Source organism: Streptomyces sp. NPDC007189 (genome assembly GCF_040703635.1).
GTDB lineage: Bacteria > Actinomycetota > Actinomycetes > Streptomycetales > Streptomycetaceae > Streptomyces.
The window spans coordinates 28043-49600 of record NZ_JBEYEY010000018.1 but is presented as its reverse complement, the minus strand read 5'-3'; the positions used below and the strand labels follow the sequence as shown (position 1 = coordinate 49600).

Annotated in this window: 24 protein-coding genes and 1 tRNA gene; 10 read left to right on the top strand and 15 right to left on the bottom strand. The window is 73.4% G+C overall.

Translation table 11 applies throughout. The features are described from left to right. Window positions 1-126: 126 nt before the first annotated feature. Window positions 127-426 (bottom strand): hypothetical protein, encoded by a 300-nt coding sequence (locus AB0950_RS31380; RefSeq protein ID WP_360575502.1) that lies wholly within the window; start codon window positions 424-426, stop codon window positions 127-129. A gap of 55 nt (window positions 427-481) precedes the next feature. On the opposite strand from AB0950_RS31380, the gene AB0950_RS31375 reads away from it, so the two are divergent. Further along, the gene (locus AB0950_RS31375; protein WP_360575503.1) at window positions 482-1486 is read left to right on the top strand and encodes an NADP-dependent oxidoreductase; all 1005 of its coding nucleotides are present in this window, start codon (window positions 482-484) and stop codon (window positions 1484-1486) included. On the opposite strand, the gene AB0950_RS31370 is transcribed toward AB0950_RS31375, so the two are convergent. The 4 genes from AB0950_RS31370 to AB0950_RS31355 are packed head-to-tail and all read right to left on the bottom strand — an operon-like array spanning window position 1483 to window position 3654. Beyond that, the gene (locus AB0950_RS31370; RefSeq protein WP_360159101.1) at window positions 1483-1818 is read right to left on the bottom strand and encodes a DUF202 domain-containing protein; all 336 of its coding nucleotides are present in this window, start codon (window positions 1816-1818) and stop codon (window positions 1483-1485) included. The two genes, AB0950_RS31375 and AB0950_RS31370, sit on opposite strands and share 4 nt — an antisense overlap. Further along, entirely contained in the window at window positions 1806-2198 is a 393-nt protein-coding gene (locus AB0950_RS31365; protein ID WP_360159104.1) for a DUF202 domain-containing protein, read from the bottom strand. The genes AB0950_RS31370 and AB0950_RS31365 overlap by 13 nt, the downstream gene beginning before the upstream one ends. A 21-nt stretch (window positions 2199-2219) precedes the next feature. Beyond that, window positions 2220-2735, bottom strand: a complete 516-nt coding sequence (locus tag AB0950_RS31360; RefSeq protein WP_360575504.1) for an NUDIX domain-containing protein — start codon at window positions 2733-2735, stop codon at window positions 2220-2222. Between the two features lie 22 nt (window positions 2736-2757). Next, complete coding sequence (locus tag AB0950_RS31355) at window positions 2758-3654, bottom strand: DMT family transporter (protein ID WP_360159110.1); 897 nt, start codon at window positions 3652-3654, stop codon at window positions 2758-2760. Between the two features lie 346 nt (window positions 3655-4000). Here AB0950_RS31355 and AB0950_RS31350 point away from each other — a divergent pair, with 346 nt between their 5' ends. The 3 genes from AB0950_RS31350 to AB0950_RS31340 all read left to right on the top strand — a co-directional run bounded on the left by AB0950_RS31350 (window position 4001) and on the right by AB0950_RS31340 (window position 6388). After that, a complete protein-coding gene (locus AB0950_RS31350) occupies window positions 4001-4960 on the top strand; it encodes a hypothetical protein (protein ID WP_366779961.1) in 960 nt (319 codons plus the stop codon). Between the two features lie 101 nt (window positions 4961-5061). After that, window positions 5062-5778 (top strand): molybdopterin-dependent oxidoreductase, encoded by a 717-nt coding sequence (locus tag AB0950_RS31345; protein WP_360575506.1) that lies wholly within the window; start codon window positions 5062-5064, stop codon window positions 5776-5778. Beyond that, window positions 5762-6388: a cytochrome b/b6 domain-containing protein gene (locus AB0950_RS31340; protein ID WP_360159119.1), complete on the top strand. Its 627-nt coding sequence runs from the start codon at window positions 5762-5764 to the stop codon at window positions 6386-6388. The genes AB0950_RS31345 and AB0950_RS31340 overlap by 17 nt, the downstream gene beginning before the upstream one ends. Here the strand turns inward: AB0950_RS31340 and AB0950_RS31335 are convergent. From AB0950_RS31335 to AB0950_RS31320, 4 genes are read right to left on the bottom strand one after another with little or no spacing between them, the layout of a single operon-like run. Continuing rightward, a complete protein-coding gene (locus tag AB0950_RS31335) occupies window positions 6385-7410 on the bottom strand; it encodes an L-idonate 5-dehydrogenase (protein ID WP_366779923.1) in 1026 nt (341 codons plus the stop codon). The genes AB0950_RS31340 and AB0950_RS31335 overlap by 4 nt on opposite strands. A 14-nt stretch (window positions 7411-7424) precedes the next feature. After that, window positions 7425-8186 (bottom strand): SDR family oxidoreductase, encoded by a 762-nt coding sequence (locus tag AB0950_RS31330; protein ID WP_360575508.1) that lies wholly within the window; start codon window positions 8184-8186, stop codon window positions 7425-7427. 10 nt (window positions 8187-8196) lie between these two features. Beyond that, window positions 8197-9594: a gluconate:H+ symporter gene (locus AB0950_RS31325; protein WP_360159128.1), complete on the bottom strand. Its 1398-nt coding sequence runs from the start codon at window positions 9592-9594 to the stop codon at window positions 8197-8199. A 37-nt stretch (window positions 9595-9631) separates the two neighbouring features. Next, entirely contained in the window at window positions 9632-10150 is a 519-nt protein-coding gene (locus AB0950_RS31320) for a gluconokinase (protein WP_360159131.1), read from the bottom strand. 140 nt (window positions 10151-10290) lie between these two features. Between AB0950_RS31320 and AB0950_RS31315 the strand changes: the two genes are divergently transcribed. Further along, window positions 10291-10992: a FadR/GntR family transcriptional regulator gene (locus AB0950_RS31315; protein WP_360159134.1), complete on the top strand. Its 702-nt coding sequence runs from the start codon at window positions 10291-10293 to the stop codon at window positions 10990-10992. A gap of 20 nt (window positions 10993-11012) precedes the next feature. On the opposite strand, the gene AB0950_RS31310 is transcribed toward AB0950_RS31315, so the two are convergent. Then, window positions 11013-11387 carry a YchJ family protein gene (locus AB0950_RS31310; RefSeq protein ID WP_360159137.1) on the bottom strand — a complete coding sequence of 125 codons (375 nt, stop codon included), beginning with the start codon at window positions 11385-11387 and terminating at the stop codon, window positions 11013-11015. Window positions 11388-11476: 89 nt separating this feature from the next. Between AB0950_RS31310 and AB0950_RS31305 the strand changes: the two genes are divergently transcribed. Further along, window positions 11477-11791, top strand: a complete 315-nt coding sequence (locus tag AB0950_RS31305; RefSeq protein ID WP_360159140.1) for a dsRBD fold-containing protein — start codon at window positions 11477-11479, stop codon at window positions 11789-11791. A gap of 42 nt (window positions 11792-11833) precedes the next feature. On the opposite strand, the gene polX is transcribed toward AB0950_RS31305, so the two are convergent. Continuing rightward, entirely contained in the window at window positions 11834-13555 is a 1722-nt protein-coding gene (gene polX / locus AB0950_RS31300) for a DNA polymerase/3'-5' exonuclease PolX (protein WP_366779922.1), read from the bottom strand. 63 nt (window positions 13556-13618) lie between these two features. Further along, window positions 13619-13706, bottom strand: a tRNA-Leu gene (locus AB0950_RS31295). 215 nt (window positions 13707-13921) lie between these two features. Between AB0950_RS31295 and AB0950_RS31290 the strand changes: the two genes are divergently transcribed. The 3 genes from AB0950_RS31290 (at window position 13922) to AB0950_RS31280 (ending at window position 16746) form a co-directional block, all read left to right on the top strand. Next, a complete protein-coding gene (locus AB0950_RS31290; RefSeq protein ID WP_366779921.1) occupies window positions 13922-15247 on the top strand; it encodes a M20/M25/M40 family metallo-hydrolase in 1326 nt (441 codons plus the stop codon). Between the two features lie 147 nt (window positions 15248-15394). Continuing rightward, window positions 15395-15628, top strand: coding sequence for a chaplin ChpH (chpH, locus tag AB0950_RS31285; RefSeq protein WP_360159149.1), 234 nt, complete (start codon window positions 15395-15397; stop codon window positions 15626-15628). 176 nt (window positions 15629-15804) lie between these two features. After that, complete coding sequence (locus AB0950_RS31280) at window positions 15805-16746, top strand: chaplin (RefSeq protein WP_366779920.1); 942 nt, start codon at window positions 15805-15807, stop codon at window positions 16744-16746. Window positions 16747-16813: 67 nt separating this feature from the next. On the opposite strand, the gene AB0950_RS31275 is transcribed toward AB0950_RS31280, so the two are convergent. Continuing rightward, the gene (locus tag AB0950_RS31275) at window positions 16814-17002 is read right to left on the bottom strand and encodes a DUF5703 family protein (RefSeq protein ID WP_043407302.1); all 189 of its coding nucleotides are present in this window, start codon (window positions 17000-17002) and stop codon (window positions 16814-16816) included. Window positions 17003-17049: 47 nt separating this feature from the next. Between AB0950_RS31275 and AB0950_RS31270 the strand changes: the two genes are divergently transcribed. Further along, window positions 17050-17781, top strand: coding sequence for a hypothetical protein (locus AB0950_RS31270; protein WP_360159155.1), 732 nt, complete (start codon window positions 17050-17052; stop codon window positions 17779-17781). 118 nt (window positions 17782-17899) lie between these two features. Here the strand turns inward: AB0950_RS31270 and AB0950_RS31265 are convergent, their stop codons facing one another. Beyond that, window positions 17900-20476: a helix-hairpin-helix domain-containing protein gene (locus AB0950_RS31265; RefSeq protein ID WP_366779919.1), complete on the bottom strand. Its 2577-nt coding sequence runs from the start codon at window positions 20474-20476 to the stop codon at window positions 17900-17902. Next, window positions 20473-21456, bottom strand: a complete 984-nt coding sequence (locus AB0950_RS31260) for an aldo/keto reductase (protein WP_360159160.1) — start codon at window positions 21454-21456, stop codon at window positions 20473-20475. Before AB0950_RS31260 ends, AB0950_RS31265 begins: the two co-directional genes overlap by 4 nt. Window positions 21457-21558: the final 102 nt, after the last annotated feature.

The window sequence follows — 21558 nt, the reverse complement described above, 5'->3', positions numbered from 1 at the left end:
TCGGTATGCCGTCCAGTAGGTGTACCCGCCATAAGGCCAAACGTGACGGGAGCCACGATAGGCGGACGGCCTCCCGGCGCGCTGCCGGAAGGCCGTCGGCTCTGCTCCTCCGTGTTCCCCGCGGGGTCAGTGGTCGTCCCAGTGGCCCTCGTGCTCGGCGTGCCGGTGGCCGCCGTGCAGATAGTCGACGTGGTCGCCGTGGCGCACCTGGGCGTGCCCGCACTCGTCGTAGTGCACGTGCTCATGGCCCTGGTGGACGGTGTGCCCGGCCGGTTCGCACTCGTCCCAGTGACCCGCGTGCTCGCGGTGCAGATGCCCGTCGTGCGCGTAGTCCAGGTGGTCGCCGTGCGACACGGCGTTGTGCCCGCAGCCCGGACCGTGGCGGTGCGTGCCGTGCTCGGTGTGTTCCTGGTGAGGGGTGGTCATGGTGCTCACCTCGTGCCGCTTGCGTGGCGCACGAGTACCCCGGAGGGTCGAGGGCATGAAGGGCATCAGCTACCGCCGCTACGGCGGTCCCGAGGTGCTGGAGTACGGCGAGGTGCGCGACCCGAAGGTCGGCCCCGACCAGGTGCTGGTCCAGGTCCGTGCCGCGGCCGTCAACCCCGTCGACTGGAAGTGCCGCGAGGGCAACCTGGACGCGATCCTGGACGCCGTCTTCCCGGTGATCCCCGGCTGGGACGTCAGCGGGGTGGTCGTCCGGCCCGGCGCCGCGGTCACCGAGTTCGCCGTCGGCGACGAGGTCATCGGCTACTGCCGCGAGGACTTCCTCTGCCGCGGCACCTTCGCCGAGTACGTCGCCGCGCCCGTGCGCACCCTGGCCCGCAAGCCGCGCACCCTGTCCTTCGAGGAGGCCGCGGGCCTGCCGCTCGCCGGGCTCACCGCCTACCAGGTGCTGGTCAAGGCGCTCCAGGTGCGGCGCGGCGAGACCGTGCTGGTGCACGCGGCGGCCGGCGGGGTCGGCTCCTTCGCCGTGCAGATCGCCGTCCACCTCGGCGCCCGGGCCATCGGCACGGCGAGCGAACGCAACCACGCCTACGTCCGCGGCCTCGGCGGCGAGCCGGTGGCCTACGGCGAGGGCCTGGCCGCACGGGTGCGCGCGCTCGCCCCGGACGGCGTGGACGCGGTCTTCGACACCGTCGGCGGCGACACCCTGGAGACCTCCGCCGGCCTGCTCGCACCGGAGGGCCGGATGGCGTCGATCGCCGGCCCGGAGGTGGTGCGCCACGGCGGCCGCTACTGCTTCGTCCGCCCGGACGCCGAGGACCTGGGCACCCTCTCCGCCCTCGCCGACAGGGGCGTGATCTCGGTGCACGTCCAGGAGACCTTCCCGCTGGAGCGGGCGGCGGACGCGCACCGGCTGAACCAGGAGGGCCGCACCCGCGGGAAGATCGTGGTCACCGTGGACCGGCACGAAGAGGAGGGCTCCGTCTGGACCAGGGACGAGGAGCGCTCCCTGTACAGCGCCAGCCAGGAGGGCACGCTCTAGACGACCAGCTGGACGACCAGCGCCGCCGCGCACACCGCCAGCGCCACCGCGCACAGCGCGGCCGCCGTCGCCTGCCGGGGGGCGAGCGCTGCCGGGCGGGGAGTGGTCGCGAGAGCCCGGATCCGGCGGTGGGCCACCAGCAGAAAGCCCAGGAACAGCGCGCAGCACAGGAGGCAGACGGTCACACCGGTGGTCGTGAGGCCGCCGTGCAGGGCGGTCTTGACGGCGAGGACGGCGGCCACGGCGGCCGAGAGGGTCGTACGACGCCAGGCCAGCCGGGTGCGCTCCGGTTGCAGCCCCGGATCGCGCCGGGCCGGGCTCATCCCGCCCATCCGGCCAGCACCACCACGACCATCACCACGGCGACCACCGCGACGACCAGGCTGAGCAGCGCCGGGAACCGGGACGCGGGCAGGTCCTCGCCGCGCCGGATCGCCCGCTCGCAGCGCACCCAGTGGTTCACCGCGCGCAGGGAGCACAGCACACCGGCGCCGAGCAGCGCGAGCGCGAGACCGGCCCGCCACGCCCAGCGCAGATGGGGCAGGAACTGGTCCACCGCGAATCCGCCGCCGATCAGCGCGAGCGCCGTGCGCAGCCAGGCGAGGAAGGTGCGCTCGTTGGCCAGGGAGAACCGGTAGTCGGGCGTGCCGCCCTCGTCCCGCACCCGCTCCGGCGCGAACCACAGCCGGATGTTCGTCACGAATCCGCTCACGCGGCCGACCCTACCGGGCGGTCACCGGGCTGCCCGGAAGGCCTTCAGCCGCTCGTACGCCGCCAGCCCGTCCGGCACCCACTCCCATTCCCCGAGCCGCCGCTCGACCTCCTCCTCGGGCAGGAAGGCGTGCCACTGCACCTCCTCGGCCTGCGGGTGCACGGGCAGCTCGCAGCGCACCTCGTACACCGCCGACCACCAGCTGTTCCCGGCGCCGTCGTCGTACAGGAACTTGAAGAGGAAGTCCGGCCGGGGCAGGCCCGTCACGCCCAGTTCCTCCTCGGCCTCCCGCAGCGCGGCCTCGTCGTAGGACTCGCCCGCCCCGACCACGCCGCCGACGAACATGTCGTACAGCGCCGGGAAGACCAGCTTGGTGGCGGTGCGCCGGTGCACGAAGAGCCGGCCGGCCGCGTCCCGGGCCTGGATGAACACACAGCGGTGGCGCAGTCCGCGGGCGTAGGCCTCGCCGCGCGGGGACTGGGCGATCACCTGGTCGTTCTCGTCGACGATGTCGAGGATTTCGTCAGCGGGGTTCATGCGGGCCATCCAAGCAGAGGGCTCAGCGGCGCTGCAGGTCCCGGGCCGGGGGCTCCGCCTCGGCCGGGCCGCACGGCATCGCCGGGTGCATCCCGAGCAGCACGATGCCCGCGACCACCGCCGCCAGACCGGCCGCCTCCCAGGCCAGCGCCCCGGTGTCGGTGCGCAGCCGGTCGCCGAGGAAGCCGACGCCGCACAGGATCCCGGCGAGCGGCTCGGCCGCGGTGAGCGCGGGCAGCGACATGCGCAGCGGGGCCGTCTCGAAGGCGCTCTGCACCAGCAGCAGTCCGGTCGCCCCGCACACCAGCACGCCGTACGGCTGCCAGCCGGTGAACAGCTCGGCGAAGCCGCCCGCGGAGAAGCGGGTGCCGCTCACCCGGGTCAGCGCGTCCTGCACGCCGTACAGCAGCCCGGCGGCGGTGGCCAGCAGCACCGGGCCCCAGCTCAGCCGGGACCGTTTGGCGTACGTCGTGAGCACCAGGGCGGCGCCGACCATCGCGCCGATGATCAGCCAGTGCCGCAGCGGGTCGGCGATGGCATGGCCGGCCCGCGGCTCGCCGGCCAGGATGAACGCGCTCACCCCGCCCGCGAGCAGCAGCAGCCCGGCCCAGCCCTGACGGCCCAGGGACTGCTTGGTCTGGTACCGCGACAGGGCCAGCGCGAACAGCAGGTTCGTCGCGAGCAGCGGTTCGACCAGGGAGATCTCGCCCTTGCCGAGGGCGACCGCGCCGAGCACCATCCCGGCGATCATCAGCCCCAGGCCGCCCAGCCAGCGCGGCACCCGCATCAGGTCGAGCAGCAGCCGGAACGTCAGGAAGTCGCTCAGCGGCGCCTTCTGCGCGGCGTTCTGCTGCAGGACGAATCCGAAGCCCAGACAGCAGGCGGCACTCACGGCGAGAAGGAGAACCAGAACGGACACGCTGCGTACCTCGATCATCCGGCCGGACCACGGGTGCGTAGTGGCCGACTGTAGCGCCCCCGGTACGGCATTGACCCGGAAGCGCGGGGGACAGAGCAGTTGACCCGCCATCGTGTGGGACCGGGCGGCCCGGCGCCATGGCGTACGCCACACGGGGCAGGGGACACCGGGTCCCGCACCGGTGCCCACCTGCGCGGAGTTGCTCAAGTTCATTGTGAGCAGCGGTAGTTGAAGCGGTGATCAGCCTGTTCGGCTTGACGCAAACCTTGGCTGGGGGTTTGCTGTGCGTGATCGGCCGATGGCAGCTGGAGAAACAGGAAGTTCCGCGGTGCCCCCACTCCCCTCCGTGCTCGGCACCTGCCGGGCCCTCACGGACCGCTCCGGCGACACCGCCCCGGACGACTCCGGCGCCTTCGACCCCGCCCTCGACGACGCCGAACTGCGCACCGCCCGCGCCGCGTTGACCCAGGGCCGGCGCCAGGCCGCCCGCTCCCTGCTGCGGCACACCGGCGACGACTGGGACCGCCGCGGCCACCGCCTCACCGTGCTCGCCCGGGAGCCGTACGCCGTGGCGTGGGCCCGCGACTGGCTGCAGGCCGAACCCGGCTCCGCCGACGCCGCCGCCCTGTACGCCCTCGCCCTGGTCCGGCGCGCCCTGCGCGGCAAGGAGGACCCCGGCCGGGCCCGCGAGGCCTGCGCCGACGCCGCCGCGCTCGCCCCCGCCGACCCCACCCCCTGGCTGGGCTTACTCCGGCTGGCCCGCACCCTCGGCCCGGAGCGCGAGGTGCTCGCCGCCTTCGCCGAGCTGCGCCGCCGCCACCCCGAGCACCACCACGCCCACCACCTGCTCCTCGCCCGTCTCGCCGAACGCCCCTCGGGCGGCCGGGCGCCCGAGGCCCACGAGGCCTACGACCGCGCCGAGCTGGCCGCCGCCGAGGCCCCGGCCGACTCCCCGCTCGCCGTCCTGCCCCTCGTCGCCTACGCCGAGCGCTACCGGGTCCTCGCCGCCACCGGCCTCGCCCCGGCCGACCCGGCCGCCTCCGGCCACTGGTCCGGCCCCCGGGCCCGCCGCATCCTGCGCACCTGCTTCGACTGGTGGCTGGAGTGGGAGCACGACGAACACCCCCGCCGCCACATCGACCTCAATCACCTCGCCTTCGCCCTGTCCTGCGCCGGCCGCCCCGCCGAGGCCGCGGTCCTCTTCCGGCGCATCGGCCCGCACGCCACCCGCGTGCCCTGGTCCTACACCCACCGCGACCCGCGAACGGCCTTCCACGAGGCCCGCGCCCGCGCGCTCGGCAACTGAACGCCGCCCCTGCGCGAGCCGTACGTAAGAAGTGATGACGAAAGTCTGACCAACCACCCCGATCCCTGGCTCCCCGCAGCCCCGAGTGCTCGAATGAGGACGTGACCTCCGAACGATCCGAGGAGCAGGGCGGCACACCCGTGGGCCGCCGCGTCTTCCTCGGCACCCTCGGCCTGGGCGCGCTCGGCCTCGTCGCCGCGCCCGCGCTGCAACGCGGCCTGGACGGCGTCGCGGGCCAGGACCCGACGGGCCTGACCGGCCTGCTGCCCAACGGCGGCGGCTTCCGCTACTACTCCGTCGCCGCGTCCGTGCCGCGCCTGACCGCCGCCGACTACCACCTGAAGGTCGGCGGCCTGGTCGACCGCCCGCACACCTACACCCTGGCCGATCTGCGCGCCCTGCCGCAGACCCGGCTGGTCAAGGACGTCCAGTGCGTCACCGGCTGGCGGGTCCCCGGCACCCCCTTCGAAGGCGTACGCCTCTCCGACCTGCTGGACGCGGCCGGGGTCCGGCCCACCGCGAAGGCGGTCCACTTCACCTGCTTCGACGGCGCCTACACCGAGAGCCTCACCCTCGACCAGGCCCGCCGCCCGGACGTCCTGGTCGCCCTGCGCATGCAGGACAAGGACATCTCCCACGACCACGGCGGCCCGGTCCGCCTCTACGTCGCCCCCATGTACTTCTACAAGTCCGCCAAGTGGCTCTCCGGGATCACGGTCACCGACCACGTGCAGCCCGGCTACTGGGAGCACCTCGGCTACGACGTCGACGCCTGGGTCGGCCGGTCGAACGGACGCACCGATGAGCCTACGAGCTGACACCCCGGCGCGGCCCACCGCCCGCGTCCACCGCTTCAGCCGGGCCGAACGCTGGGTCCACCGCACGACGGCCGCGCTGATGGGCGTCTGCGTGGTCACCGCGGCCGTCCTCTACATCCCCCAGCTCGCGGTTCTGGTCGGCCGCCGCGAACTGGTCGTCCGCGTCCACGAGTGCGCCGGGCTCGCCCTGCCCGTCCCGGTGCTGCTCGGCCTCGCCTCCCGCGCCTTCCGCGCCGACCTGCGCTTCCTCAACCGCTTCGGCCCGCACGACAGGCTCTGGCTGCGCGCCGCGCTGGCCCGCGACAAGCGCCACTCCTCCCGTCCGGCGGGCAAGTTCAACGCCGGCCAGAAGATCTACGCCGCCTGGATCGCCGGCGCCACCCTGGTCATGCTCGGCACCGGCCTGCTGATGTGGTTCACCCACCTCGCCCCGCTGATGTGGCGCACCTCGGCGACCTTCGTCCACGACTGGCTCGCCCTGACCATCGGCGTGGTCCTGGCCGGCCACATCGGCATGGCCCTGGGCGACCCGGAGGCGAGACGGGGCCTGCGCACGGGCACGGTGAGCAGGGAGTGGGCGAAGCGGGAACACCCTTTGTGGCGGCCTTAGCCGCCGAACTCCAGCAGCACCTTGCAGGACCGGCTCCTGTCGGCAGCCAGCTCGAACCCGGCGGCAGCGTCCCGCACCGGAACCACCGCGCCGACCAGCCCGTCGAACTCCCCACGCCCCGCGAGCAGGTGCAGCGCGTCATCGAACTCGGCACCGAAACGGAACGCACCGCGCAGCTCGATCTCCCGGCTCACCAGCAGGTTCCCGGCGAACGGCGACTGCCCCGGCGGCAGCATTCCCAGCTGTACGACCACACCCCCGCGCCGCACCAGCCGCAGACAGGCATCCAGCCCGGCCGCGACCCCCGACGCCTCGACGGCGACGTCCACCTCCTCGGGCCACCCGGGGTCACCCGCATCGTTGGCCCGTACCAGCGTGTCGGCCCCGGCGACGGCGGCGTACGCCAGCGCCCGGGGCGCCAGGTCGGTCACCGTCACCCGTGCCGCGCCGGCCGCCTTCGCCGCCGCCACCACCAGGCACCCGATCGGCCCGGCCCCGGTCACCAGCACTTGCCGGCCGGCCACGTCCCCGGCCCGCCGCACCGCGTGCAGCGCCACCGACAGCGGCTCGGCGAGCGCGGCCCGGCGCAGCCCGAGCCCGTCGGGCAGCGCCCGCACCTGCCCGGCCGGTACGGCGATCTGCTCGGCGAAGCCGCCCTGGACATGCGGAAAGCGGGCCGCGCTGCCCAGATACCGGGTGTCCCGGCACACGTTCGCGCGCCCGGCGGCGCACTCCGGGCAGCGTCCGCACGGCGTGGCGGGGTGCACGGCGACCGCCGTACCCGGCGCGGGACCGCCGGCCCCGGCGCCGTGGGACACCACCGTGCCCACCACCTCGTGCCCGAGCACCATCGGCTCCCGGAGCCGGAAGTCCCCGACCCCGCCGTGCCGCCAGTAGTGCAGATCGGAGCCGCAGACACCGCCGTAGCGGACGGCGACCAGCACCTCGCCGGGCCGCGGTTCGGGCACGGGCAGCTCAGCCACGCGCAGATCGCCCGCGCCGTGGATCACACAGCCCAGCATCGCCGCGGCCCCTTTCACAGGACGCTCGTCATGCCACCGTCGACGTACAGGACCTGGCCGCTGACGAAGTCCGCGGCCGGCGAGGCGAGGAAGAGCAGGCCGCCCACCAGGTCCTCGGTGCGGCCCCAGCGGCCGGCCGGGGTGCGCCGGCGGACCCAGGCGCTGAACTCCTCGTCCTGCACGAGGGGCTGGGTCAGCTCGGTCTCGATGTAGCCGGGCCCGAGCCCGTTGACCTGCACGCCGTACGGCCCCCAGTCCGCGCACATGCCCTTGGTGAGCATCTTCAGCGCGCCCTTGGTCGCCGCGTACGGCGCGATGCCGGGCCGGACGACCTCGCTCTGCAGCGAGCAGATGTTGACGATCTTGCCGTGGCCGCGCTGCGTCATCCGCCGGGCGGCCTCGCGGCCGACGAGGAACGCGCTGGTGAGGTTGGTGTCCAGGATCCGGTGCCAGTCGGCGTCGGTGAACTCCAGCAGGGGAGCGCGCAGTTGCATGCCCGCGTTGTTGACGAGGATGTCGAGCGGGCCCACCCGCTCCTCGACGTCCGCGATCCCGGCGGCCACGGACGGCCCGTCGGTCACGTCGAACACCGCCGTGTGGATCCGGTCCCCGGGCAGTTCGCGGGCCGCCTCGGCCAGCCGGTCCGGGTCGCGCCCGTTGAGGACCACCGTGCAGCCGGCCTCGGCCAGGCCCCGGGCCAGCGCGAGGCCGATGCCCCGGCTGGAGCCGGTGACCAGGGCGGTGCGGCCGGCGATGTCGAAGAGCGGGTGACTCATCGCCGTACTCCTAGATGATCAGCGACAGGACCAGGACCAGACCGCCGGCGACCACCGAGAGGATGGTCTCCATGAGCGACCAGGTCTTCACGGTCTGCCCGACGCTCAGCCCGAAGTACTCCTTCACCAGCCAGAAGCCGGCGTCGTTGACGAAGCTGAAGAAGAGCGAGCCCGCGCCGATCGCCAGGACGAGGAGGGCGGTGTGGGTGGTCGACGTGCCGGCCGCGAGCGGCGCGATCAGACCGGCCGCGGAGACCGTCGCCACCGTCGCCGAGCCCGTCGCCAGCCGGATCACCACGGCGATCAGCCAGGCCAGCAGCACGGCCGGGATCGACCAGTGCCTGGAGACGTCCAGGATCATCTGGCCGACGCCGGAGTCGATCAGCGTCTGCTTGAAGCCGCCGCCCGCGCCGACGATCAGCAGGATGCCGGCGATCGGCATCAGGCCCTTCTCGACGGTCTGCTGCAGCCGCCCCTTGCTGAACCCGGCGGGCCGGCCCAGCGTGAAGAAGCCGACGATCACGGCGGCGAGCAGAGCGATCATCGGGGAGCCGATGACGTCGAAGACGCGCTGGGTGTGGTCCGCCGGGTTGTCCACGACGATGTCCACCAGCGCCTTGAGCAGCATCAGCACCACGGGCAGCAGCACCGTCGACAGGGTCGCGCCGAAGCCCGGACGGCGCTGGAGGTCCTCGGAGGGGCGCTGCGGCAGCATCCGGTCGGGGGCCTGGACGTCCACCCAGCGGGCCGCGACCTTGGAGAACAGCGGACCGGCGATGATCACCGACGGTATGGCGACCAGGATGCCGAGCGCCAGGGTCACGCCCAGGTTGGCCTTCAGCGCGTCGATCGCGACCAGCGGGCCGGGGTGCGGCGGGATCAGGCCGTGCATCACGGACAGGCCGGCGAGCGCCGGGATGCCGATGCGCATCAGGGAGTAGTTGCCGCGCTTGGCGACCATGAGCACGACCGGGATCAGCAGCACGATCCCGACCTCGAAGAACAGCGGCAGGCCGATCACGGAGGCGATCAGCACCATCGCCCACGGCATGGCGCGCCCGCCGGCCTTGGCGAGGATCGTGTCCACGATCTGGTCGGCGCCGCCGGAGTCGGCGAGGAGCTTGCCCAGGATCGCCCCGAGCGCGATCAGGACGCCCACGCCGGCCACCGTGGAGCCGAGCCCGGTGGTGAAGCTGGTGATGGCCTTGTCGAGCGGTGCCCCGGCGGCCGCCCCGAGCGCCAGCGACCCGATGGTCAGCGCCAGGAAGGCATGGAGCTTGAACTTGGTGATGAGCAGGACGATCACGGCGATGCCCACCAGGACGGCGATGCCCAGCTGGGCGTGTCCGGCGGAGGTGATCGGCGGAGGCGCGTCCGCTGCCAGCATCTCGACGCTGAGTCTGGTCACGGGGTTCCCTTGCGGTTACGGGGGACGGGGGTGAGTGCTACGCGGTGGTGTCGGGAAGCGCCTCGAGTGCCTTGGCGGCACGCTCGGTGATCTCCTGCGGGCTGCCGGCGACGTCCACGGCGACTCCCGCCTCGTCCGGGCCCAGCGGCTGCAGCGTGGCGAACTGGGAGTCCAGCAGCGCGGTCGGCATGAAGTGCCCCTGCCGCTGCGTCATCCGCTCCTCGATCAGCTTCCGGTCGCCGGTGAGGTGCACGAACACCACGTCGGGGGCGACGGCCCTGAGCCGGTCGCGGTACGACCGCTTCAGCGCGGAGCTGCTGACCACCCCGCCCAGCCCGGCCCGCCCGTGCGCCCACTGGCCGATGGCGTCCAGCCAGGGCCACCGGTCGCTGTCGTCGAGCGGGATCCCGGCCGACATCTTGTCGATGTTGGCCTGCGGGTGGAAGTCGTCGCCCTCGGCGTACGGGACGCCCAGCCGCGCGGCGAGCAAGGGACCGATCGTGGTCTTGCCCGTCCCCGCGACGCCCATCACGACGACGACCTGGGGGGTTCGCATCACTGCCTCGCTGTCTTCCTCGACATCCGACGCCACGGCGGCGTCGCCACACTGAAACCCATTAGGTACGACGAATTCAAGAGTCTGTGACATATAAGTCTGACTTTTTCAGTCGGTGATCCACGCCGTACGCTGAGTGCATGACCACACCGGGCCGGGGGCTGCACGGCCGTGTACTGGACACCCTCGGCCCCGCGATCACGGCGGGCGAGTACCCGCCGGGCAGCGTGCTGCGCACCGACGAGCTGGCCCAGCACTTCGAGGTGTCACGCTCCGTGATGCGCGAGGCGGTCCGGGTGCTCGAGTCCATGCACCTGGTGGCGTCCCGCCGCCGCGTCGGCGTCACCGTCCGCCCGAAGTCGGAGTGGAACGTCTACGACCCGCAGGTCATCCGCTGGCGTCTGGCGGGCGCCGACCGCCCGCACCAGCTGCGCTCGCTGACCGTGCTGCGCTGCGCCATCGAACCGGTCGCGGCCGGCCTCACCGCCCGGCACGCCACGGCCGAGCAGTGCGCCCGACTCACCGAGTGCGCGCTCGGCATGGTGGCCAACTCACGCGGCCACAAGCTCGAGGAGTACCTGGTCCACGACATCGCCTTCCACCGCGTCATCCTCAACGCCTCGGGCAACGAGATGTTCGCCCGGCTCGGCGACGTCGTCGCGGAGGTCCTCGCCGGCCGCACCCATCACGAGGTCATGTTCGAGGACCCCGACCCGGCCGCGGTCACCCTGCACGTGCAGGTGGCGGAGGCCGTCCGCGCGGGCGACGCCACCCGCGCCGAGGAGCTGACCAGACAGATCACCGTGGGCGCCCTCCAGGAACTCGACATCCTGGCGCCCTAGTTCACCCAGGAGGCGCGGCCTCAGTCCGGGAAGTCCCCGTCCACGTACACCCACGCCCCGGCGACCCGCTCGAACCGGCTGCGCTCGTGCAGTGAACCGCCCCGGTAGGAGGCGCGGAAGGTCACCGTGCCCGCGGTGTGGAAGGCCGACCCGTCGGTGGTGTCCAGGATCTCCAGCCCCGTCCACCTCATCCGCGGATCGAGCTCAAGCCGCTCGGGCCGGGTCCGCGGATGCCAGGTGCGCAGCAGATACCCGGCGTCCCCCTTCACGAACGCGCTGTACCGCGACCGCATCAGCGCCTCGGCGGTCGGCGCGCTCGCGGCCCCGGTGTGGAACCGGCCGCAGCAGGCGTCGTAGGGCTGGGGGAGTCCGCAGGGGCAGGCACGTGAGGTCATGGGCCACATTCTGCCCGCACGAGGGGAGGCGTCCGCCCCGGGCCGGGTGCACAGTGGAAGGGCAGTGCAGCCCAGGGAGGCGGACGACGATGACCCGACCCGCGATGACCCGTCCTCCGGCCGTCAAGGAATGGCGGCTGAACCTCTACCTCTCCGAGCACGATCCGGAGACCACCGCCCGGATCGTCCTGGACACCGGCGACAACGTCCTGGAGAGCAACGCGGAGGCCCGCCGCAACCCCTACGACCCGGACGTGCCGGAGATAGGCGACGAACTCGCCGCCGGACGCGCGCTGATCGCCATGGGCCGCAGGCTGCTGCGCGCCGCCGACGGAGACATCAGGGCGGTCGGGGCGGCCGAAGCCGAGGAGGACGTGTCACCGCTGTGGCTCGACCGCGGGTAGCGCTCCTCACCGGCCGGACGGCGCTCCTCATCTGCCCCTGCGTCACCTGCCCTTGCGCAGGAACCGGCGCAGCTTCGTCAGCGGCCAGGTGTTGATCACGTCGTCCTTGGTGAGCCAGCCGCGCTGCGCGGTGCCGACGCCGTAGCGCAGCTGCGCGAGGTGCGGGATGGAGTGCGCGTCGGTGTTCACGGCGAACCTCACCCCGTGCTCCCGGGCGCGCAGGATGTCCTCGTCGCGCAGGTCCAGGCGGTCCGGCTGGGCGTTGACCTCCAGCGCGGTTCCGGTGCGCGCGCAGGCCGCGAACACCGCGTCCCAGTCGGCGTCGACCCCCGGCCGCTTGCCGATCAGCCGGGTCGTGGGGTGCCCGATGATGTTCACGCACGGGTGCTCGCAGGCCCGCACCAGCCGCCGGGTCATCGCCTTCCTGCCCAGGTCGAAGTGCGAGTGCAGCGAGGCCACGCACAGGTCGAAGCCGGCCAGGAAGTCGTCCGGCCAGTCCACCCCGCCGTCCGGGTCGATGTTCAGCTCCGTGCCGTGCAGCAGCCGCATCCCGCGGTGCGCGCCGTCCAGCTCCCGCACCCGCTCCCGCTGGGCGAGGATCTTCTCGTCGGTCATGCGCTGCATGTACAGGTTCGGCGCGTGGTCGGTGACCGCGTAGTACGCGTAACCGCGCTCGGCGGCGGCCGCCACCATCTCCTCCAGCGGGGCCAGGCCGTCGGTGAGATCGGTGTGGGTGTGCAGGTCGCCGCGGATGTCCCGCTCCGTCACCACCCCGGGCAGCTCACCGTTCATGGCCGCCTCGATCTCCCCGCGGTCCTCCCGCAGCGCCGGGGTGATCCACGGCAGCCCGAGCCGGGCGTACACCTCCTCCTCGGTCCGCGACGCCAGCGACTCCCCGCTCTCCGCGTCGAACAGGCCGTACTCGGACAGCTTCAGCCCCTGGTGCACGGCGATGGTGCGGGTACGGATGTTGTGCGCCTTGGAACCGGTGAAGTACTGCATCGCAGCGCCCCACGACTGCGGCGGCACCACCCGCAGATCGACCTGGAGCCCCTTGCCCGTGCGGATCGACGTCTTCTTCGAACCCCGCGCGATAACCTCCGCGGTGGCCGGCAGCTCGCACAGCGCCGCCATGAACGGATCCGACCGCTCCGCCGCGACCAGGAGATCCAGATCCCCCACGGTCTCCCGCATCCGCCGCAGCGAGCCGGCATACGCGCAGCGCGTGCACCCGGTCACCCCGGACAACTCGGCGACGATCTCCTCGGCGGTGTCCAGCGCCAGCGACAGCGGCACCCGGGCGCCCGCCCGCTGCAGCAGCTCGATGCCGTGGCGGATGTTCTCCTGCGTCTTCTCGCCGAAGCCCTTCAGATCGGCCAGCGCGTCCGCCTCGATCGCCGCCGCCAGCTCGTTCACCGACGAGATGTGCAGGTCCTCGTAGAGCCGCAGCGCCTTCTTCGGGCCCAGGGTGGGAATGGTGATCAGCTCCCGCACCCCGGCGGGGATCCGCGCCCGGCGCTCCTCGACCACCGCCATCTTCCCCGTGCGCAGGTACTCGGCCACCTTGTCGGCGATCGACTTCCCCACGTTCGGGATCTCCCTCAGCCCGTCCTCGTCGAGCTTCGAGATGTCGGCCGGATACCCGCCGATGGCACGCGCGGCCTTCTCGTAGGCGCGCGCCTTGAAGGCGTCGCCTCCCGTGATCGCGATGAGGTCCGCGTACTCCTGCAGGAGCGCCTCGACCTCGTCATTGGGCCGGGCCACCCCTCAAGTGTGGAACCCGGCCGCGGGGAGAAGCAAAAGGCCCCTGCTGAGCAGGGGCCTCGCTGGTGTCCGAGGGGGGACTTGAACCCCCACGCCCGATAAAGGGCACTAGCACCTCAAGCTAGCGCGTCTGCCATTCCGCCACCCGGACAAGGTGTCTGTCGTGCTCGGGACCCTTTCGGCGGGGTTTCCCTCGCGGCGACGAAGGAAACATTACCAGGCTTTCGGAGGTGGCCGATCACCCCCGGCCCCCGGCGCCGGTCGCGCGTGAACGGCGTGTGACGGGCGGGCACCGGTCTTGGGCCGCGGGCGGGGGAGAGGGAGGATGTGGAGGACCACCAGCAGCGACAGCGCGGGAGGAAGCACGTGAGCGACACGGGCACGACCAGGAACGTCACCGGCGAGGACGAGGTCGTGGACCTCTGCCGCGAGCTGATCCGGTTCGACACCAGCAACTACGGCGACCACTCGGGCCCCGGCGAGCGCCGGGCCGCGGAGTGGGTCGCCGAGAAGCTCGCCGAGGTGGGTCTCGAGCCGAAGATCTACGAGTCGCACCCCGGCCGCGCCTCGACGGTGGCCCGCATCGAGGGCGAGGACCCGTCCCGGCCCGCGCTGCTCATCCACGGCCACCTGGACGTCGTACCGGCCAACGCCGTCGACTGGACCCACGACCCGTTCTCCGGGGAGATCGCCGACGACTGCGTCTGGGGGCGCGGGGCGGTCGACATGAAGGACATGGACGCCATGACCCTCGCGGTCGTGCGCGACCGGCTCCGCAGCGGGCGGCGGCCCCCGCGGGACATCGTCGTCGCCTTCCTCGCCGACGAGGAGGCCGGCGGCACCTACGGCGCCCGCTACCTGGTCGACCACCACCCCGAGCCGTTCGAGGGCGTCACCGAGGCGATCAGCGAGGTCGGCGGCTTCTCGTTCACGGTGAACGAGCAGCGCCGGCTGTACCTGATCCAGACGGCCGAGAAGGGCATGCACTGGATGAAGCTGACCGTGGCCGGCACCGCCGGGCACGGCTCGATGATCCACCGCGACAACGCCATCACGGAGCTGTCCGAGGCCGTCGCCCGGGTCGGCCGGCACAGGTTCCCGGTGCGGGTCACCAAGACCACCCGGGCCTTCCTGGACGAGCTGGGCGACGCCCTCGGCACCGAGCTGGACCCGGAGGACATGGAGTCCACCCTGGCCAAGCTGGGCGGCATCGCCAAGCTGATCGGCGCGACCCTGAGCAACACCGCCAACCCGACCCAGCTCAACGCCGGTTACAAGGTCAACGTCATCCCCGGCGAGGCCACCGCGCACATCGACGGCCGCTTCCTGCCCGGCCACGAGGAGGAGTTCCTCGCCGACCTCGACCGGCTGCTCGGGCCGAACGTCCGCCGCGAGGACGTGCACGCCGACAAGGCCGTCGAGACCACCTTCGACGGCGCGCTGGTGGAGGCCATGCAGTCCGCGCTGCTCGCCGAGGACCCCGCCGCCAAGGCGATCCCCTACATGCTCTCCGGCGGCACCGACGCCAAGTCCTTCGACGACCTCGGCATCCGCGGCTTCGGCTTCGCCCCCCTGAAGCTGCCGCCGGAGCTGGACTTCGCCGGCATGTTCCACGGGGTGGACGAGCGGGTGCCGGTGGACGGGCTGCGGTTCGGGGTGCGGGTGCTCGACCGGTTCATCGACGCGTCGTGAGGCCTGCTTGGGGGGGAATTCGGGCGGCTGTGCGAGGGCGACTGAGAAGGGTGAATCCGACCATAAGCTCGTAGCTCCATTACTCCCTCCTCGTTACAGGTGATGCGATCCCGCACCTTGGGATCGCTTTGCCAACAAGGAGGAATAATGATCAAGAAGGTCGTCGCTGCTGCGGCTGCCACCGGTGGGCTGGTTCTCGCGGGCGCGGGCCTCGCTGTCGCCGACTCCGGTGCCCAGGGTGCCGCCGTGCACAACCCGGGCGTCGTTTCCGGCAACGTCATCCAGGTGCCCGTGCACGTGCCGGTGAACGTCTGCGGCAACACGGTCAACGTGATCGGGCTCCTGAACCCCGCCTTCGGCAACACCTGCGTCAACCACTGACGCCGGCTCCCTGAGGGGGGCCGTAGGTCCCGAGGGGGCGTCCTTGACGAGCCGTCGGCCTCGGAGTGCGCGCCACGCGCTCCGGGGCCGACCGGCCTTTTCGACCGGTCCGTTCTCTTTCGGATCTCTTCCGGACCGGTCGCTCATAGGGAAACGAAGGCAGGGGGGAACTCAGCATGCGACAGGGCACCCGCAAGGGCCTGATGACCATGGCCGCAGCGACCGGTGTGATCGCCGCCGCGAGCGGCTACGCCCACGCCGACGCGGGCGCGTCCGGCGCCGCCGCCGGCTCACCCGGCGTACTGTCCGGCAACACGGTGCAGGCGCCGCTGCACGTGCCGGTGAACGTGTGCGGCAACACCGTGAACGTCGTCGGGCTGCTCAACCCGTCCGTGGGCAACGGCTGCGCCAACCACGGCGGCACTTCGGGGGGCCACGGCGGCTCCGGCGGCTCGCACGCGGGCGGCCACACCTCGGGCTCGCCCGGCGTGGGCTCCGGCAACACGGTGCAGGCGCCGGTGCACGTGCCGGTGAACGTGTGCGGCAACACCGTGAACGTCGTCGGGCTGCTCAACCCGTCCGTGGGCAACGGCTGCGCCAACCACGGCGGCACTTCGGGGGGCCACGGCGGCTCCGGCGGCTCGCACGCGGGCGGCCACACCTCGGGCTCGCCCGGCGTGGGCTCCGGCAACACGGTGCAGGTGCCGATCGACGCCCCGGTGAACGTCTGCGGCAACAGCGTCAACGTCATCGGAGCCGGCAACGCCGTCACGGGCAACGACTGCGGCAACACAGGCCACGGCCACGGCAACCCGCCCGGACAGCCGGGCCACCCGGGACATCCGGGGCACCCCGGCCACCCTGGTCATCCGGGCCATCCCGGCACCCCGCACCAGCCGGGCCGGCCGACCCACCCGGGAACCCCGGCGACCCCGCCCGGCGGCCCCCACGGGTCGACCCAGGTCAAGCAGACGGGCGGGCGCTCCGCCCAGCCGCTGACCGACGCCCAGCTCGCGCACACCGGCAGCGATCTGCCGCTGGGCCTCGCGCTGCCCGTCGGCGCGGGCGCGCTCCTCGCGGGCGCGGTGCTCTACCGCAAGGCCCGGGCCATGGGCTAGCGGGCACACCGGAAACGGAGCGGGCCCCGTCGGCATGGCGGGGCCCGCTCCGTTCACCTGGCCTGTCTCACCACGTGGCCCGCACCTGGCGGATGATCCGCCGACGCAACCGCACCTTGCGGCTGCCGTCACGCAGCAGGCTCAGTCGGTCCAACTCCCAGTGTCCGTACTCGGCATGGTCCGTCAGCAGGCGCGTCGCCTCCTTGCGGGACACCCCGCGAGGCACGTACACGTCGACAAATTCGTATTCCGGCATCGCATCTATTGTGCGGGCTGGGGCCCGGTACGGATAGCGTCTGCAGTATGTCTGATGCTGCGCAGCCCACCGCTGCCGAGGTACGCGCCGCCGCCGAGGCGATCAAGACCGCGCTCGACCGTCATCTGGCCGCGGTCGAACGCAGGTCGGGGGAGGACGACCCGGCCGTGCTGGAGGCGTTCAACCAGCTGGCCGCGGCCGCCGAGGTGTACGACGAGCTGCTCTACGACCGTTACGACGAGGTCACGCCCTTCGAGATCCCCGGTGCGGAGGAGCTGCCGCCGTACGCGGGCCCCGAGGAACCGCACGCGATCAGCGTGCTGATCCGCCGCGACTACGCCGTGGTGGAACCGCAGCGGCTGCTGGCGCAGGCGCAGCGGGTCGAGGCGGCGGAGTACGAGCCTCCGAGCGGCCTGTCCGAGGAGGCCGCCGGGACGGTTCCGGGCGCGCTCGGCATCCTGTTCGGCGAGTTCGAACCCGACGAGATCGCCTCCCGGCACAAGGAGTTCGGTCTGGAGGAGGGCGACTCCACGCTCTGGGTCACCGCGGCGGAGGAGGCCCCCGAGGCGGGGGAGTGGCTGGACGCGCCGTTCGAGCACATCGACCCGCAAGGCGTGGTGTGCCGGTTCGACGTCAGCGCGGTCTTCGACGACGAGGACGACTCCGACGAGGAGGACGAGCTCGAGTTCGTCGAGGACGAGGATGAGGACGAGGCCGAAGATGACGAGGCCGAGGACGACGAGGCTGAGGACGACGAGGTCCAGAACGCCGAGAGGTGAGGGTCGCCGAGGGTGGGGGCGCCGACTGCCCCGCCCCCGTGGCTGATCGCCGTTCCGCCCGCCGTTCCGGCCGCGGACAGCTTGCGCGGCCGGAACGGGATGCGCGGCTCGGGGAGGCTCAGCTCGCCGGCATCTGGGCGCGCAGCAGCGTCTGCAGCCGGGTCGTACGGGGCTTGGCCGGGGTCTCCGCCACCGCCTTCGGCAGGGCCTGCTCCACGCCGTGCACCACGGACAGATGCCGCTCCGCCCGGCCGAACGCCGTGTAGACCCAGGGCCTGCTGAGCGCCTGCGCCGCGTCGCCGGGCAGCACCACGACCGCCGCCGGCCAGCGCGCCCCCACCGCCTGGTGCGCGGTCACCGCCCACCCGTGCCGTACGGCGCTCTCCACCCGCTCGCGCGGTACGACCACCGGGACGCCCGCGCACGACAGGTGCAGCCCGTCCGCGTCGGCCTTCACCACCACGCCCGGCACCGTACGGCCCGGGGTGGGGGAGTAGGCGATCCGGTCGCCGGGGTCGAAGCCGCCGAAGCGGCCGGGGCCGGGGTTGAGGCGTTCCTTGAGCGCGGAGTTGAGGGCGCGGGTGCCCGCGGCGCCGCCGTGGCCCGGTGTGATCACCACGGTCTGGTCGGCCGGGACGCCGAGCGCCCGCGGCACCGAGTCCGCGACCAGCTGGACCGTCCGGTGCACGGCCTCGCCCGCGTCCCGCACCGGGACGATGACAACCTCCTTGCCCGGAGCGGCGACCTGGTTCAGCTCGCCGATGCCGATGCCGGAGACCAGCTCGCCGATCGGGCCCGGGTCGGGGACGCGCGAGGCGATCTGCGGGACGACGCGCGCGGCGAGGAGGTCGGCGAAGACGCGCCCCGGCCCGGCCGACCACAGCAGCGCCGGGTCGCCGCTGAGCACCAGCCGGGCCCCGTCGGGCAGCGACTCCACCAGCGTCGCCGCGCTCTCCACGTCGAGCTGCGGCGCGTCCAGCACGATCAGCAGATCCAGCTCCAGCGCCCCGTCCGCGTCCCGCCCCGGCCCCTCCGCACCGGCCAGCAGCCCGGTGACCGTGCACACGCCGTGCTCCGCGGCGAAGGCGGCGTGCGCCTGCTCCTCGGACGCGGCGCCGGTGCCCGCGCCCGCGCTGGGCTGAGCCCGGTCCGTGTCCGGGAGGGCGGAGGCGGGGTGCCTGCGGTCCTCCGGGGTGACGCCGTTGCCCGCGCCGCGCTGGGCCGGGGATGTCGCCGAGAGGGTGGCGGCGAGGCGGCGGCAGCCGTCGGGGGTGTGGCAGACGGCGAAGGCCCGCAGGCCCGCGGCGCGCGCGGCGTCGAGCAGCGCGGCCGGTTCGGCGCGGGCGGCCTCTCCGCCGGTGTGCAGCACCAGGCCGTGCCCGGCGACCGCGCGGGCCAGCTCGGCGGCACCGCCGGACAGGGCGCCGGCGGCCGATGCCCAGGCCTGCTCGCTGTCCTTGGACAGGGAGTTGACCAGCCGGGCCAGGCCGTCGGCGAGGCTCTCCTCGGCCAGCGCGTACTGCTCCAGGCCGACGAGGACCCGGACCGGGCGCTCCTCCTCCCCGTCGTCACCGTCGCCGGACGCCTGCGGCGCGGCAGCCCCCGGCTCCTCCAGGGCGTCCTGGAACGCCAGGGCCTCGCCCTCCGCCAGCGTGCTCTGCACCGCCGCGTCCGCGTCCGGCACGCTCTGCCGGGCCAGGGCCGCGGTGAGCGTGGGCAGTTCGAGCGCGGTGTGCCCGGCCAGGGCCGCCTGTTCCAGCAGCCAGACGGTGATCGCGCGGCCCCGCCGCTCGTCGCCCGGCCCGCAGGCGGCGCCGAGCAGCGCCCGCGCGAAGCCGTCGGCCTGGTCGGGCCGTACACCGCCGATCCGGAGCAGCTGCCAGGGATCCTCGCGGAGCGCGGCGTCGGCGCCCTCGCCGAGCGCAGCGGCCACCTGGGGAGCGAGGGCCTCGGGCGCGCCGCCCTCGGCCAGCACCCGGCGGACGGCCTCGACGGTCTCCGGCACGGACGCGGCGGGCGGAACGCTCGCGGGCGCGGCGGGGACAGGCTGCGGCCGGCGCACGGGCTCGGGGGCCGGGCGGCGCGGCGCCGGCGCGGGCTCGGTGAACACCGTGGCCACCGGCTTGTCGCCGCTCTCCACCGCCCGCACCGCCGCGAGCAGGTCGGCCGCCTTGCCGCTGAGCTTGGCACCGCTCTCGATCGGGCGCTTCTTCTCGGCCTTGCGCCGCTCGATCCGCTCCCGCTCGAGCCGCTGCGCCACCAACTCGGCCTCGGCCTCGGACAACTCCGACGCGTCACCGGCACCGCCGTCACCTTCGGCGCCGCCGCCCGCGCCTTCGGCTCCGCCGTCAGCGGCCGCGCTCGTGCCTGACCCGCCCTCCGCGTCACCCGCGCCCGCGTCAGTGCCGTTCCCGGCGCCACCCGTCGCCGCGCCGGTCCCGGCCCGGTCCTCGGCCGTCTCCGCGCTGCTCATGCCCTCGGCCCGGCCCGCCCCCGCGCCACGGGCATCCCCTGCCGCCTCGGTGCCGTCGCTCCCGGCGTCGGCCGCACTGTCCCCGGTCTCCGCAGGCCCCTGCGCCGTACCGGGGCCGGCGTCCGCACGGCCCTCCCCTGGGGTCGCCTTCTGATCGGCGGCCCCGGGAACGTCCGGTGTCCCCGGCCCGGCTTTCTCCGTGGTCTCCGGCTCCGTGCTCACAGCGTGCTCCAGTCGTGATCGGGATAGCGGTGCACGGGCGCCGACACATCGTCCAGCGCCCGGCAGATCTCGTCAGGAAGACTAAGGGCCTCCACTGACAACGCCGCCGTGAGCTGCTGCGCGTTGCGCGCGCCGACGATCGGCGCGGCCACGCCGGGCCGGTCCCGGACCCAGGCGAGGGCCACCTGCAGCGGGGTGACCGCGAGCCCGTCGGCGGCCGTGGTCACCGCGTCCACGATGCGGCTGGCCGTGTCGTCAAGATACGGCTCGACGAACGGCGCGAGGTGCTCGGAGGCGCCGCGGGAGTCCGGGGGAGTGGTGTGCCGGTACTTGCCGGTCAGCACGCCCCGGCCGAGTGGCGAGGAGGGCAGCAGACCGACGCCGAGATCCAGCGCGGCGGGCAGCACTTCCCGCTCCACGCCCCGCTGCAGCAGGGAGTACTCCATCTGCGTGCTGGCCAGCCGGGTGCGCGTGCCCGGCGCCGCGAGCTGCCAGGTGGCGGCCTTGGCGAGCTGCCAGCCGCAGAAGTTGGAGACGCCCGCGTACCGGGCGCGGCCGCTGCTGACCGCTATGTCCAGCGCCTGGAGGGTCTCCTCCAGCGGGGTCTCCGGGTCGTAGGCGTGGACGTGCCACAGGTCGACGTACTCCGTGCCCAGGCGGGCCAGGGAGGCGTCGAGGGCGGCGAGCAGATGGCCGCGGGAGCCGTCGAAACGGCGGTCGGGGTCGGGCACGCTGCCGGCCTTGGTGGAGATCACCAGGTCCCGGCGCGACACCAGGCCGTCCATCAGCCGCCCGAGCAGATACTCCGCCTCCCCGTCGCCGTACACGTCCGCGGTGTCGACAAGGGTTCCGCCGGCCTCCCAGAACGCCTTCAGCATGTCCGCGGCGTCGTGCTCGTCGGTGTCCCGGCCCCAGGTCAGGGTGCCGAGCCCGATCCGGGACACGCGCAGGCCGGTACGGCCGAGATGCCTCTGCTCCATGCGGGCGAGATTACTGGCCACAACCGGTGCGGTGGGTGGCCTGTGGACAACCGGCGCCCTGTGCCGTGGCTGGGCGGGTGGTGAGGCGCTAATGTCACCCCC